Source organism: Microbacterium sp. SGAir0570 (genome assembly GCF_005491085.2).
Classification (GTDB): Bacteria; Actinomycetota; Actinomycetes; order Actinomycetales; family Microbacteriaceae; genus Microbacterium; species Microbacterium arborescens.
The window spans coordinates 2,994,743-3,008,559 of sequence record NZ_CP027929.1; the positions used below are offsets into that span (position 1 = coordinate 2,994,743).

Consider the following 13,817-nt stretch of genomic DNA (forward strand, 5'->3'; position numbering starts at 1 on the left):
CAGAGCACAAGCCGACCACCATATGAGGGCAAGGGGGACGGGAGCGCAACTACCAACTATAGGCGGCGCGACGCGCCATGTCCAGCACAATCCTTGACGACCCCCGGATGCTGCGGTATAAATGCGCGCCACCCGGCATCGCGGTCACTCCCAGGCCCAGCTCGAGAGCACGGTGTCGGCGAGTCGGCGGCGGTCGTCGTCGCTCGTGTCGGCCGGCGAAGCGAAGGTGATGACGAACGTCTGCTCGTCGCGCGTGGCGTAGTACTGATCGATCACCGTCTCCACCCCGTCCTGGGCCAGGGATGCCACGAGGTGCGCCGACTCGCTCCCGGCGATGTCGACACGATCCTCCAGCGACACGTCGGTGGCCCCGACCGCTTCGAGGCTCGCCACCCCGTCCGCCTCGACGTCGGCAGCGGTGATGACACCGGGCGAGACGACGACGCTGACGTAGCGGCTGTCCGCATCCGCGGACTCCGACACGAAGACGTCGACCTGGCCGCCCGTCGGGTCCTCGGCGGGCACCGCCCAGCCGGCCGGCACGGCGAAGCTGTATCCGGTTCCGCGCACGGTCTCGCCGGGGGCGGCGTCGCTCGGCGAGGTCGCGGTGGGCGTCGGAGTCCCCGATGCCGAGCCGGGTGCGGGTGACTCGGAGGATCCGCCGGTCCCGCCCGGCCGCGCGTCGCACGCCGCGAGCAGCAGCGCCGCCGAGATGAGCGCGGCGGCGATCGGAGCGATCCGGGAGCGCGTCATGCGTCACACGCTAGGCGAATCCGCCGCGCCGGAACTCCCCTTGACACGAGAACGCGCCGCCCGCTGCGAGAGCGGACGGCGCGTTGCGGACGTGTGGATCAGGCCCACGCCCACGATGCGAGGACCGCGTCGTAGACCGCCGCACGGTCGGCCTCCGAGACGTCGGGGCTGAACGAGAAGGTCACGACGTAGGTCTGGTCGTCGTGCGACGGGTAGAACTGGTCGACGTTGTAGGTGACGTCCTGCTGCGTGACGGATGCCGTGATGTGGGCCGACTCGCCGCCGGCGATGGAGGTGCGCTCCTGGACGGTGACGTCGGTCGCGCCCGCCTGCCCCTCGAGCTCCTCGACGCCGTACTTTTCGACGTCGTCGGCGGAGATCGCCTGCGGCGCGGGCGAGAGCACGACGTTGACGTTGTCGGCGAACGTCGCCGAGGGGTCGGAGAGATCGGCGACGAACACGTCGACCTTCTCCATGCCGGGGAGCTGCTGCTCGGGGATCGCCCAGCCCTCGGGAACCGAGAAGCTGTAGCCGGTGCCCGTGATCATCTCGCCGGAGGCCGGCGCGACATCGGGCGCGCTCGCGCCCGGCGCGGACGAGGCGGACGACGACGGGGCGGACGACGCGCCGGCGTCCCCCGACGCCGCGGTGTCGCCCGACTGCCCGCCGCATCCGGCGAGGAGAAGAGCCGCGGAGACGAGCAGCGCGGCGGACGTGGTGGTCTTGGTGCGAGTCATGGCTTCGACGCTAGGGGACCCGCCGGATCCGCACGGGGTCTTGACACGGGGAGTTCTCCCCCTTGACGAATCAGCCTCGCTGAGCGTCAGACGCGCCCCGGAACGTCGGACGCAACCGCACGCGATCGCCGGGCCGGGCCTGCGCGAGCCGGTTCCGGCCCGTCGACGTCACGACACCCACGACGGGGTACCCGCCCGTCACGGGCGCGTCGACTCCGAACACGACGGGGTGGCCGGCCGGCGGGACCTGGATCGCCCCCGGAACCATCCCCTCGCTCGCCAGCTCCTCGCCGCGCGCGCGTTCGAGGCGTGGCCCCTCCAGGCGGATGCCGACCCGGTCGGCCGCCGCCGACACGATCCAGGTTGCCTCGGCGAGCAGGCGACGGGACGAAGGGGTGAGCCAGTCCGCGCGCGGGCCGGTCGTGAACGGGATGTCGAGGGGAACGGCATCCGTGCCCGTCGGCGGCAGACCCCACGGATGAAGGGGCAGCGCGGGGACCGGCCCCGCGGTCTCACATCCGGCGGCGACGACGTCGCCCCGCCGGAGCGGCGGCGGGCCGAGCCCCGAGAGCGTATCGGTGGACCGCGAGCCCAGAACGGGGGCGATGTCCCAGCCGCCGCGCACCGCGAGGTAGGCGCGGGTGCCCGCGAGGAATCCGTCGAGGCGCAGCTCGGTCCCGGCGGTCCACGCATGTACGACGTACGGGTCACCGGTCCGGCCGTCGATCGCGACCGGCGCCCACGCGCCCGTCACGACCACCGTCAGATCGCGTTCCGCCACGGCCCGGAAACCGCCGACGGCGATCTCGATCGCGGCCGCTCCGTCCCGATTGCCGACGAGACGGTTGGCGAGCGCCCAGGCGGCGGGGTCGGCCGCGCCCGCAGCGCCGACGCCCTCGGCGGCACGACCCGAGCGGCCGGCATCCTGAACCGTCGCCTGCGGCCCCGGCGCGATGACGCGGATGCCGCCGGGAGCGGTGGCGGACTCCGAGCGGGCGCGCGGCTCCCCCGCAGTCGGCGACGCGGTGTCACCGGGCAGGGCGGCATCCGACCCGATGGCGCGGGCGCGGGCGCGGGCGCGGGCGCGGACGGCATCGAATCGCACCGTGCCACCGGGAACGAGGAGCGCGGGCTGGGCGGCATCGGGGTCGAACAGCGGCGCGTCCGTCGTGCCGATGAGCTGCCACCCTCCCGGGGTCTCGCGGGGGTACGCGCCCGAGAAGACCCCGGCCAGGCCGACCGATCCCGCCGGCACCCTCGTCCGCGGCGAGGGCCGGCGCGGGATGTCGAGATCCCAGCCCGCACCGACGAGATAACCGAACCCGGGGGCGAAGCCCGTGAAGGCGACCGTCCAGTCCGTGGCGACATGGCGAGCGGCGAGCGCCTCGGGGCTGAAGCCGAGCGCGGCGGCGAGGTCGTCGAGGTCGTCGCCGTCGTAGCGGATCGGCAGCGTCACGGGCGCGGGGGCGGATGCCGGCGGCGCTGCTGACGTCGCAGCGGTCGAGACCCAGGTGCGGGTCGCGGCGAGGGACAGCACGACGGGATCGACGCGGACGAGCACCGTCGCCGCCGCGGGCACGACGTCGACGATGCCCGCCGGCGGCGCGGCGGTCAGCCGCGCGTGCAGCGCCATCACCTCCGCCAGGTCCGAGACCTCGACGAGCACCGCGTCGGGTCCGATGGGCAGCATCCTCATGCCGGCGTCCCGGGCTCGGCACGCCGACAACGACCCCGTCTCGGCGATCCTGCCGGCGAAGCGGGCCCGACGGTCACCACGGCGAGCGCACCTCGATCCCGGCGGCATCGAGCGCCGACCGCACCGCGCGAGCCATCGCGACGGCACCGGGGGAATCGCCGTGCACGCAGAGCGACGCCGCCTCGCTGTGCACCGTCTCGCCCGAGACGGCGACCACGACCCCCTCGGACGCGAGGCGCAGCGCGCGCTCGGCGACCAGGCTCGGGTCGTCGAGCAGGGCGCCGGGAGCCCCGCGCGGGACGAGCGAGCCGTCGGCACGATAGCCGCGGTCGAGGAAGGCCTCGAGATGGAAAGGCAGGCCGGCGTCCGACGCCGCCGACGCGATCGCACCGCCCAGACCCAGCACCGGGACCGCCCGGCCGAGCTCGGCCGAGAGGTCCGCGACCGCGGCGGCGACGGCGCGCGCAGTCGCGGCGTCCTCGGTCGCGGCGTGATACAGCGCCCCGTGCGGTTTGACGTAGCGGATGTCGCCGCCCGCCGCGACGAGCGCGCGCAGCTGCGCGACGACCTGCGGCCGCAGCACGTCAGGCTCGACGGCGACCCGCACTCGTCCGAAGCCGGCCCGATCGAGGTAGGAGGGGTGAGCCCCGACCGCGACGCGGGCGGCTGCCGCTCCGGCCACCGCTGCCCGCATCGACGCCGCGTCGCCGGCGTGGCCGCCGCAGGCGATCGACGCGCTCGACACGAGGGCGAACATCGCGGCGTCGTCCGCCGTCGCGACACCGCCGACCGTCTCGCCCAGATCTGCGTTGAGGTCCATGGACCAACGCTAGCCCGCGCCGCCGTACCCGGCTGTGCCGTCGACAGGTTGAACGGCTCCGCCAGCCCCCGCGAACGCCACTCCGGCGCGGCTCAGCCTGTCCACGGCACGAGCACGCCCGGTCCGCGACACGACGGGCCGGCGTTACGTCGATGTAACGGGTGGGCCCGACACGGTGCGCTCGACGCCGCGGGCGGGCAGGATGGGCCAATGGCAGACTCCTCCACTCCCCTGCTGCGGGTGAGCGACATGGCCGTCGACTTCCGCACGCTCGAAGGCCCGGTGCACGCGGTCGAGGGCGTCGACCTCGAGATCTCGGCGGGCGAGACCGTCGCGATCGTCGGCGAATCCGGCTCGGGCAAGTCGACGACGGCGATGGCCGTGATCGGACTGCTCCCCGGCAACGGACGCGTCGTGCGCGGCAGCATCCGCCTCGACGGCGAAGAGCTCGTCGGCGCGCCCGAGAGCACGCTGCGCCGCATCCGAGGGGGATCGATCGGACTCGTGCCGCAGGATCCGATGTCCAACCTGAACCCGGTCTCGAAGATCGGCACGCAGGTCGCCGAGACCCTGCTCGCGCACGGACTCGCCACCTCGAAGGACGTCGACGCCAAGGTCATCGAGACCCTCGCCGCCGCGGGCCTCCCGGATGCCGCCGAGCGCGCGAAGCAGTACCCCCACGAGTTCTCGGGCGGGATGCGGCAGCGCGCGCTCATCGCGATCGGGCTGGCATGCAACCCTCGGCTGCTCATCGCCGACGAGCCGACGAGCGCGCTCGATGTGACGGTGCAGAAGACGATCCTCGACCAGCTCGGCCGGATGACGGGCGAGCTGGGCACCTCGGTGTTGCTGATCACCCACGACCTCGGCCTCGCCGCCGAGCGGGCCGCCCGCGTCGTCGTCATGCACCGCGGCCGGATCGTCGAGCAGGGCCCGGCCCGCCAGATCCTGGACGATCCGCAGCAGCCCTACACGCAGGCTCTCGTCAAGGCGGCCCCGTCGGTCGCGGCGGTGCGCCTGCGGCCCGAGGCCTACCGCGCGACACCGCCGCCCGTTGGGGTCGCCGGCCCCGCGGCATCCGTCTCGCCCGCAGCGCAGGCACCGGCCGAGCCGGCACGGCGCGACAACATCGTCGAGATCGAGAACCTCACGAAGCTCTACAAGATCCGCGGGCGCAAGGACGACTTCGCCGCCGTCAGCGACGTCTCGCTGTCCATCCCGCGGGGTGAGACGGTCGCGATCGTCGGCGAGTCCGGGTCGGGCAAGACGACGACGGCCCGGATGCTGCTGAAGGTGATCGAGCCGACGTCGGGCACGATCCGGTTCGAGGGGCAGGACGTCGCGGGGCTGAAGGGTGCGCAGCTGCGCGAGTTCCGGCAGAGAGTGCAGCCGATCTTCCAGGACCCGTACTCGTCGCTGAACCCCATGTTCACGATCGAGCGGATCATCGCCGAGCCGCTGGAGTTCTACAAGCGCGGCACCGCGAAGGACCGCGCCGTCCGCGTCCGGAAGCTGCTCGACGACGTCGCCCTGCCGCAGACGATGCTGCGCCGGTACCCCTCCGAGCTCTCGGGCGGTCAGCGTCAGCGCGTCGCGATCGCGCGGGCCCTCGCGCTGAACCCCGAGCTCATCGTCTGCGACGAGCCGGTGTCGGCGCTCGACGTGCTCGTGCAGGACCAGATCCTCACGCTGCTGCGCGACCTGCAGGGCGAGTACGGGCTGAGCTACCTCTTCATCTCGCACGACCTCGCCGTGGTGCGCCTCATCTCGGACTACGTCTGCGTCATGAAGGACGGTGCCCTCGTCGAGGCGGCGTCGAGCGAGGAGATCTTCACCAACCCGCGCGACCCGTACACGCGGCGACTGCTGTCGTCGATCCCGGGCAACGAGCTCGACATCGCCTCCTGAGCCGGCGCCTCCTGCCACGCCGCCGGCTCCCCGTCGCGCTCGGCGGCGATACAGCCGTCGGACCCGTGGGGCTGGCGCGACCCGCGAAGACCGGTGCGGCGACACCAGCCCCACCGGTCCTGCAGGTGTATCGCCGAGCGGCGGCCCCGGGCCGGTCAGCGGGCGCGGGTGCGGGGGTCCATGGCCTCCCGCAGCGACTCGCCGAGCAGCGTGAAGCCGAGGGCGGTGATCATGATGCACAGGCCCGGGAGGAAGGCGAGCCACGGCGCGATCGCGAGCTCGTTCTGCGCGTAGGTGAGCATGCGGCCCCACTCGGCGGTGGCCGCTCCCCCGCCGCCGAGACCGAGGAACGACAGCGCCGCGGCGTCGATGACGGCGGTCGCGAGGGTGAGCGTCCCCTGGACGATGACGGGCCCGAGGCTGTTGGGCAGCACGTGGCTCATCGTGATCTTGCCGCGGCCGAGTCCGAGGGTCTGCGCGGAGAGGATGTAGTCGGCGCTGCGCTGCTGCAGCATCGACGCCCGCAGGAGGCGCGCGAAGATCGGCACCTGCGAGGCTCCGATCGCGATCATGATCGCGAGCTGCGACTGACCGAGGATCGCCGCGATCGAGACCGCGAGCAGCAGGTTGGGGACCGACAGGAGGATGTCGACGAATCGCATGACGACGGTGTCGACCCAGCCCCCGAACATGCCGGCGATCAGGCCCAGGAGCATGCCGCCGGCGAGACCGAACGCGGTCGAGATGACTCCGATGAGCAGCGAGGCCCGCGCACCCCAGATGAGCTTCGACAGCACGTCGCCGCCGAAGCGGTCGAGGCCGAGCGGGAAGCCGGCGATCTCGCCGGGACCGGGGATGTGGGTCGGGGTGACCTCCCGTGCGCCGGGAAGGGCGGTCTCGGGGTAGGGCGCGAGCCAGGGCGCGAGGATCGCCACGAGCAGGAACACCAGCACGATGGCGGCGCCGATCCAGGCCACCGGGTTGCGGCGCAGGCGCGCGAAGACGTCGTGCCAGAACCCGCCGCCGGTGCGGGCCTCGAGCACCTCGTGCTCGGCGACGGCGGTGGCGGGTCCGTCGCCGGGGGCGGGCGGGAGCGCATTGGTGCTCATGAGACCCTCACTCTCGGATCGATCAGGCTGTACGAGACATCGACGATGAGGTTGATGAGCGCGTAGATGACGGCGATGAAGAGGATGAACCCCTGCAGCACCGGGAAGTCGCGGGCACTGATGGCCCGGGCCAGGAACGAGCCGATCCCGGGGAACGCGAACACGGTCTCGGTCAGGATCGCCCCCGCCAGCAGCAGCCCGACCTGGAGGCCGACGGTCGTGGCGACCGGCAGCATGGCGTTTCGCAGGATGAAGCGACCGCGGAGCGTCCGCCGGGCGATGCCCTTGGCCCGGCCGGTGCGGACGTAGTCGGAGTTCTGCACCTCGAGCACCGAGGCGCGGGTGATGCGCACGATGATCGCGAGCGGAATGGTGCCGAGGGCGAGCGCCGGCAGGATGAGGTGCAGGGCGGCATCCCACGCGGCGTCGAACTCCCCCGTGAGCAGGCCGTCGAGCACGTAGAAGTTCGTGTAGTGGGTCGCGTCGATGCGCGGGTCCTGGCGGCCGTCGGAGGGCAGCCAGCCGAGCTGGACGGCGAAGACGTACTTGAGGATGAACGCCAGGAAGAACACCGGGATCGTGACGCCCACGAGGCTCAGCACGACCGCGACGTGATCGCTGATCTTGCCGTGGTGACGCGCGGCGAGGTACCCGAGCGGGATGCCGATGCCGACGGCGAAGATGAGGGCGGCGATCGAGAGCTCCACGGTCGCCGGGAAGCGCCGGAGGAACTCCTCGACGACGGGGCGACCGGTCTCGATGGACGACCCGAAGTCGCCGGTGAGCAGCCGCCCCATATAGGTGGCGTACTGCTCGAGGATCGGCCGGTTGAAGCCGTACAGCTCGTTGATCCGGGCGATCGCCTCAGGGGTCGCCTTCTCGCCGAGGAGGGCGACGGCGGGACCGCCGGGCAGGGCGCGGACCCAGAGGAAGAGGAGGATGCTGAGCCCGAGGAGCGTCGGGATCAGCAGAAGCAGCCGTTGGCCGATGGTTCGCAGCAACGCGGAATCTTTCGGTCGAGGAGTGCGGGGCGGGCTCGCGCCCGAGGCGGTGGCCCGCCCCGCGGGGATCAGCGGGTCGCCGTCACTCGGTCAGGACGATGTCCGTGAACACCTCGTCGTTGACCGGGCTGGCCGGGTAGCTCTCGACGCGCGGGTCGAACGCGAGCGTCGGGGCCGGGTGGGCCAGCGGGACGCCCGGGATGAACTGGGCGACCTGCTCGTTGATCTGCTCGTAGAGCGCGGTCTGCTCCTCGAGGTTCGGCACGCCGCGCGCGGAGTTGAGCGCCGCGAACAGCTCGGGGTTGTCGAAGCCCCACTCGGCCGAGGGCGCACCGAAGAACACGCCGACGAAGTTGTCGGTGTCGTTGTAGTCGCCCGTCCAGCCCAGCAGGTGGATGCCGTGGTCGGCGGTGCCCGTGATCTTGTCGAGGTAGTCGGGGCTCCAGGCATCCGTCTGCGGCGTCAGCTGCACGCCCACGTCGGTCAGCTGCGTCGAGATGACCGTCGCGATCTGCTCGGGGTCGGGCATGTAGGGGCGCGAGACGTTGACCGGGTAGTTGAAGGTCAGCGTCAGCGGGTTGGCCTCGGTGTAGCCGGCCTCGGCCAGGAGCGCCTTGGCCTTCTCGGGGTCGTAGTCGTAGGTGGTGACGTCGGGGTTGTAGCCGTTGACGGTGTCGGGCATGAACTGCGTCGCGACCTCGGTGCCCTCGGGGAGCACCTGCGAGATGAGGGCCTCCTTGTCGATCGCGTGCGACAGGGCCTCACGGACGCGCACGTCCTGCAGCTCGGGCTGCGCCTGGTTGAAGGCGAGGTAGAGGATCGTGAACGGCGGGCGCGAGACCATCGTGAAACCGGCCTCTTCGAGGGCGGCGGTGTCGGCGGGGCCGACGAGGTCGTAGCCGTCGATCGATCCGGCCTCGAGGGCCTGACGGCGCGCGGTGGGGTCGTCGATGACGCGGAAGATGATCTTGTTCACCTGGCCCGACTCGCCCCAGTAGTCGTCGTAGGCCGAGAGCGTGAGCTCCTCGCCCGGCGACCACTCGTCGAACTTGTACGGGCCGGTGCCCGTCGGGTGCCCGGCGCCGTACTCCGAGAGCGAGGGGGCCTCTTCGGTGCCGCCGATCTCGTCGGCGCCGTACTCCTCGAGCGCGGTCGGGCTCTGCATGGCGAAGGCGGGGAGCGAGAGGGCGGGGATGAAGCCGGCGAAGGGCTGCTTCAGCGTCACCGTGGCCTCGAGGTCGCCGTCGGCGGTGCACGAGTCGAACACGGCGGTGTCGGGGGTCTCGACGTAGCCGCGGAAGAGCTTGCCGTAGTAATACGACAGGGCTTCGCTGGCCGCCAGGCCGGTCCAGTTGTACCAGCGGTCGAAGTTGGCGCACACCGCTTCGGCGTTGAACGGGGTGCCGTCGTGGAAGGTCACGCCCTCCTTCAGCTGGAAAGTGTGGGTCAGCCCGTCCTCGGACGACTCCCAGCTCTCGGCGAGCAGGGGCGCGGGGTCGGCCGTGCCGGGCTCGGTGCCGACGAGGCCTTCGAAGATCTGGCGGGAGACGCGGAAGGTCTCGCCGTCCTGCGCGAAGGCGGGATCGAGGCTGGCCGGGTCGGCGGAGGCGGCGAAGACGAAGGTGCCGTCGACGTCGGTCGCGGCATCCGTCTCGCCGCCACCTCCGCGCTGGCTGGTGCACGCCGAGAGGGCGAGGGCGCCGATGGCGACCGCCGCCAGTCCCGCGAGCGCGCGCTTGCGAGGAGTGGAGAGCATGGGGGTGTCCCTTTCTGAGGTCCGGAGCGGGCCCACCGCGGCGCGCTCCGAGGTAATTGGGTCCGAACCTATACGGGCCGGAGGGTCGAAGTCATTACATCGATGTCTCGATCGTGTTTCGACTGCGCAGACCGGCTCGCCCACGTGCCGACACGGGCCGATAGCGTTGAAGGATGGCACGAGCGCGCGTCGAGGAGTCCGGTCCGCAGACCCGCCTGTCCGATGGCACGATCGCGCGCATCCTGGCGTCCTCGTTCACGTCGGGCTTCGAGCTCGACGTCGACGGCACGCCCCAGTCGCACGTCGACCTCGACGATCCGACGCACCTGCACTTCGAGTACATCGCCCGGATGGCGGCCGTCATCGACCGCCTGCGGATGCCGGGGCAGCCGCTCACCGCGGTCCACCTGGGCGCCGGCGCGCTCACCCTCCCGCGCTACATCGCGCACACCCGGCCGGGTTCACGTCAGCAGGTGATCGAGCTCGAGCAGCCCCTCGTCGACCTCGTGCGCGAGGCGCTGCCGCTCCCCCGAGGCGCGCAGGTGCGCGTGCGCATCGGCGATGCCCGCGCCGTCGCCGAGAAGCTTCCCGCGGGCCTGACCGGCGCGGCCGACCTCGTCGTCTCCGACGTGTTCGCGGGGGCGCAGACCCCCGCCCACCTGACGACGGTGGAGTACTACCGCTCCCTCGCGCGGCTGCTCGACCCCAGCGGCGTGCTCCTGGTCAACGTCGCCGACGGCGCGGGGCTGGCCTTCGCCCGGCGCCAGGTCGCCACCGTCCGCGAGGTGCTTCCCGAGGTGCTGCTGCTCGCCGAGGTGCAGCTGCTGAAGGGCCGGCGCTTCGGCAACATCGTCATCGCCGCGTCGGCCTCGCCCCTGCCGTCGGAGTGGCTCCCGCGCCTGATGGCCGCCGGGCCGTTCCCCGCGAAGGTCGCGCAGGGTGCGGAGATCGACGAGTTCGCCCGGGGAGCCCGGGTCTCGACCGACGCCGACGCGACCCCGTCGCCGAAGCCGTCGGCATCCGTGTTCGAACGGTGATCGGCGCGGCGGGCGGCTGCATCCGGCGCTTTCGAGGAGACTGGGATCCACCGTTCTCGAGTCGCGGAGGTGGATGACGGTGGGCTACATCCTCGGGTACGACCCGGACACGCTGCGGGAGATCGTCGACCCGGAACAGTGCGCAGAGCGCCTCGCCGAGATCGGCGAGCAGCGCAGCCTGCCCGCGCTTCTCGAGCGCGTCTGGTTGCTGAAGGTGCTCGACCGGCTCGACGAGGCACTCGTCCTCGCGGAGCAGGCGGTGCGGGTGGCCCGCATGGCCGGGACCCGCAAGGACCTACTGCGCGCCCGGGTGCTGCACGCGACGATCCTGCAGCACCGCGGTGCGTTCGCTGCGGCGATCCAGGAGCTGACGACGTGCGCGGAAGAGGCGGAGGGTCAGAGCTGGCCGCTCCTGGCGGCCTTCGCGTACCAGCACCGCGGCAAGGTCTCGTACGATGCCCGCGAGTACGCCGACGCCCGCACCGACTTCAAGCGTGCACTGTTCCTCCGTCAGGAGGGCGGCGCTCCCGAGGACCAGCTCGAGTCCACCCTGCTCGCCGTCGATGCCGCCGAGCGCCGCTCGCGCTCCATCATCGCCAGCTGAGCGCCGCGTACCGCTGTCTCACCCCGCGCGTAGCGTCGACCGCATGAGTGATCTCGATCGGGTCCGGGTCTGGGCCGAGGCGCTGATCGCAGCGCACCTCGACGACTCGTGGACGTTCCGGTTCGACAACGCCAAGCGCCGCGCGGGCCAGTGCGACTACACGCGCCGGTGCATCAGCGTCTCGCGCTACCTCGCGGCCCGGTTCGACGACGACGAGAACCACCAGACCCTCTTGCACGAGGTCGCGCACGCGATCGCGGGGCCCGCCGCCGGCCACGGTCGCGACTGGCTGCGCACGGCCCGTGAGCTCGGGTACGTCGGCGGCACGACCCATCGTGGTGAGACGGCCGTCGAGCTGGCCCCCTGGGTGGGCCACTGCCCCGCCGGTCATGTGGCCTACCGTCACCGGCGTCCCACGCGCGCGGCGTCGTGCCGGATGTGCGCGTCGTCGTACGACGAGCGCTACCTCTTCCGGTGGGTGCGCCGCGAGATCTCCTCGGCCGACCGGCGCGCCGCCGCGACCCCGCGCTGACCGATGGCACGAACTCCTCAGTTCTGGACGCACCGCCGCCGCCCCGGGCGCCTCGAGCTCGAATCTCGCGGATCCTGAGGAGTCGACGTCAGGCGGCGGTGAAGACGCCGTCGCGGAGCATCGGAGCGACCCGGTCGACCCCGATCTGCGCGGCGGCGAGCGCGTCGTCGCGAAGCCCGCGGTCGAGCAGCTCCTGCCCCGAACCGCTCGCCGTGAGCAGATGGCGCACCGCGCCGCCGAGTCCGCGGAACGATTCGCAGGCCGCCGCGGCCTCGGGCGAGGTGTGGTCGATGCCGAGCCGTGACAGCGCGTCGACGACGGCACCGGCGCCCAGCAGGTCTTCGACGGCGAACCGCAGCTCGGCCTGCCCGTCCGGCGAGAGCTCGCCCGCCGCGATCACGGCGATGCTCGTCCGAGCGCCGCGCCGCTGCTGCTCCGCGAGCGCAGCGGCCGCGACCGCCTCGGCGTTGCGCAGGCAGCCGAGCAGCACGACCGAATCGGATGCCGACGCGGCGATCACCGCGCCGTTGCGTGAGACCGCCCGCGCGGCGTCGTCGAGCGGGACGTGCTCGCCCGCAGCCACGCGTGCCGAGACGGTCGACGAGAACCGCAGCACGTCGACCACGACGACGACGTCGGCGGGTGCCGTACGACGAAGACCGGCGACTCCCCAGTCCAGGCGAACCTGGTAGCGCGACTGGTCGAACGGCGACGATACGGCGGGCGACGGCATCCGATCAGCCTACGACGGGGCAGACTGGGCTCATGCGCATCCTCCAGAAGCTCGTGCTCGACTGCGACGCCGACGCCGCCTGGCGCGCCCTCCACTCGCCGCGCGCCCTCGCCGAGCTCTACGCGCCGCTCATGGGGCTCGAGCCCCTCGCCGCCGAGGGCATGCCGACCTCGCTCGAGCCCGGCGCCGACGTGCCCGTGCAGCTGTCGGCTCTCGGGGTCCCGGTGGGGCGCCAGCTGATCCACGTGTCGGACCGCGCGGTCGAGGAACGCCGCCCCGGCGCGACGGAGGCATCGACGGTGCGGATCCTGCGCGACAGCGGCATCCCGCTGACGGGCCCCCTCTCGGTGCTCGACGTATGGGACCACCAAATGGCGGTCTCGCCCGCTCCCGGCGACCCGACCCGGACGCTGTGGCGCGAGCGCCTGGTCATCGGAGGCCTCGCCGCGCCGGCGCTGTGGCCGATGCTCTGGGCGACGTGGCAGTGGCGTTCGACGCGCCTGCGGCAGGTCGCGCCGACCTGGGCCTACGACCCCGAGCCTGCCGCCGATCCGGCATCGTGACCGCGGTCGCCGTGCGGCGGGCGGTGCCCGCCGATGCCGCGGCGATCGCGCGCGTGCACGTCCGCGGGTGGCACGAGGCGTACACGGGGCGGATGCCGCAGAGCATCCTCGATCGGCTCGATCTCGACCGCCTGACGCGGGTACGACGCGAGCTGCTCGGCCATGAGGAGCGGATCAGCGACCGATTGCCGTCGCAGAGGACCGGGACGGTGCGGCCCGGAGCCGCGCGCACGCACGACCTCGGCCGAACGTGGGTCGCCGTGACGGCCGGGTCGATCGTGGGGTTCGCGGTCAGCGGCGCCTCCCGCGACGACCCTCCCGTCGCCCCCGTCGAGCTGTACGCGATCTACGTCCTCGCCGCCCACCACGGCACCGGTGCGGGACAGGCCCTGATCGACGCCGCCCTCGGCGACGAGCGCGCGTCGCTGTGGGTCCTCGACGACAACCCGCGTGCCCACGCGTTCTATGCCCGCAACGGATTCCGCCCGGACGGCGCGGCGAAGGACGACACCAGCTGGGGCGAGAGCATCAGCGAGGTCCGGCTCGTCCGCGGATGACGGGCGAGCCG

Annotated in this window: 14 protein-coding genes; 6 read left to right on the forward strand and 8 right to left on the reverse strand. The window is 72.5% G+C overall.

From position 1 onward, the window contains the following. Window positions 1–144: 144 nt before the first annotated feature. From C1N74_RS14165 to pxpA, 4 genes are all read right to left on the reverse strand, one after another. Complete coding sequence (locus tag C1N74_RS14165) at window positions 145–753, reverse strand: hypothetical protein (protein WP_023954009.1); 609 nt, start codon at window positions 751–753, stop codon at window positions 145–147. Window positions 754–851: 98 nt separating this feature from the next. Continuing rightward, window positions 852–1,490, reverse strand: a complete 639-nt coding sequence (locus C1N74_RS14170) for a hypothetical protein (protein ID WP_023954007.1) — start codon at window positions 1,488–1,490, stop codon at window positions 852–854. A 70-nt stretch (window positions 1,491–1,560) separates the two neighbouring features. After that, window positions 1,561–3,186, reverse strand: a complete 1,626-nt coding sequence (locus C1N74_RS14175; RefSeq protein WP_137750770.1) for a carboxyltransferase domain-containing protein — start codon at window positions 3,184–3,186, stop codon at window positions 1,561–1,563. A 73-nt stretch (window positions 3,187–3,259) separates the two neighbouring features. After that, entirely contained in the window at window positions 3,260–4,006 is a 747-nt protein-coding gene (gene pxpA / locus C1N74_RS14180; RefSeq protein WP_071919045.1) for a 5-oxoprolinase subunit PxpA, read from the reverse strand. 210 nt (window positions 4,007–4,216) lie between these two features. On the opposite strand from pxpA, the gene C1N74_RS14185 reads away from it, so the two are divergent. Further along, window positions 4,217–5,914: an ABC transporter ATP-binding protein gene (locus tag C1N74_RS14185; RefSeq protein WP_137750771.1), complete on the forward strand. Its 1,698-nt coding sequence runs from the start codon at window positions 4,217–4,219 to the stop codon at window positions 5,912–5,914. A 155-nt stretch (window positions 5,915–6,069) separates the two neighbouring features. On the opposite strand, the gene C1N74_RS14190 is transcribed toward C1N74_RS14185, so the two are convergent. The 3 genes from C1N74_RS14190 to C1N74_RS14200 all read right to left on the reverse strand — a co-directional run bounded on the left by C1N74_RS14190 (window position 6,070) and on the right by C1N74_RS14200 (window position 9,780). Beyond that, window positions 6,070–7,023 (reverse strand): ABC transporter permease, encoded by a 954-nt coding sequence (locus C1N74_RS14190; RefSeq protein ID WP_023953999.1) that lies wholly within the window; start codon window positions 7,021–7,023, stop codon window positions 6,070–6,072. After that, window positions 7,020–8,024: an ABC transporter permease gene (locus C1N74_RS14195; RefSeq protein WP_064955479.1), complete on the reverse strand. Its 1,005-nt coding sequence runs from the start codon at window positions 8,022–8,024 to the stop codon at window positions 7,020–7,022. The genes C1N74_RS14190 and C1N74_RS14195 overlap by 4 nt, the downstream gene beginning before the upstream one ends. Window positions 8,025–8,106: 82 nt before the next feature. Continuing rightward, window positions 8,107–9,780, reverse strand: coding sequence for an ABC transporter substrate-binding protein (locus C1N74_RS14200; protein WP_023953995.1), 1,674 nt, complete (start codon window positions 9,778–9,780; stop codon window positions 8,107–8,109). Window positions 9,781–9,953: 173 nt separating this feature from the next. Between C1N74_RS14200 and C1N74_RS14205 the strand changes: the two genes are divergently transcribed. From C1N74_RS14205 to C1N74_RS14215, 3 genes are all read left to right on the forward strand, one after another. Further along, a complete protein-coding gene (locus C1N74_RS14205; protein ID WP_064955480.1) occupies window positions 9,954–10,817 on the forward strand; it encodes a spermidine synthase in 864 nt (287 codons plus the stop codon). A gap of 79 nt (window positions 10,818–10,896) precedes the next feature. Next, entirely contained in the window at window positions 10,897–11,421 is a 525-nt protein-coding gene (locus C1N74_RS14210) for a hypothetical protein (RefSeq protein ID WP_036305638.1), read from the forward strand. Window positions 11,422–11,464: 43 nt separating this feature from the next. Beyond that, a complete protein-coding gene (locus C1N74_RS14215; RefSeq protein WP_064955481.1) occupies window positions 11,465–11,953 on the forward strand; it encodes a SprT-like domain-containing protein in 489 nt (162 codons plus the stop codon). Window positions 11,954–12,041: 88 nt separating this feature from the next. On the opposite strand, the gene C1N74_RS14220 is transcribed toward C1N74_RS14215, so the two are convergent. Further along, complete coding sequence (locus C1N74_RS14220) at window positions 12,042–12,686, reverse strand: 2-phosphosulfolactate phosphatase (RefSeq protein WP_064955482.1); 645 nt, start codon at window positions 12,684–12,686, stop codon at window positions 12,042–12,044. A 32-nt stretch (window positions 12,687–12,718) separates the two neighbouring features. Between C1N74_RS14220 and C1N74_RS14225 the strand changes: the two genes are divergently transcribed. After that, window positions 12,719–13,249, forward strand: coding sequence for a hypothetical protein (locus C1N74_RS14225; protein WP_023953985.1), 531 nt, complete (start codon window positions 12,719–12,721; stop codon window positions 13,247–13,249). Then, the gene (locus C1N74_RS14230) at window positions 13,246–13,806 is read left to right on the forward strand and encodes a GNAT family N-acetyltransferase (RefSeq protein WP_258317932.1); all 561 of its coding nucleotides are present in this window, start codon (window positions 13,246–13,248) and stop codon (window positions 13,804–13,806) included. Before C1N74_RS14225 ends, C1N74_RS14230 begins: the two co-directional genes overlap by 4 nt. The last annotated feature ends 11 nt before the right edge of the window (window positions 13,807–13,817 follow it).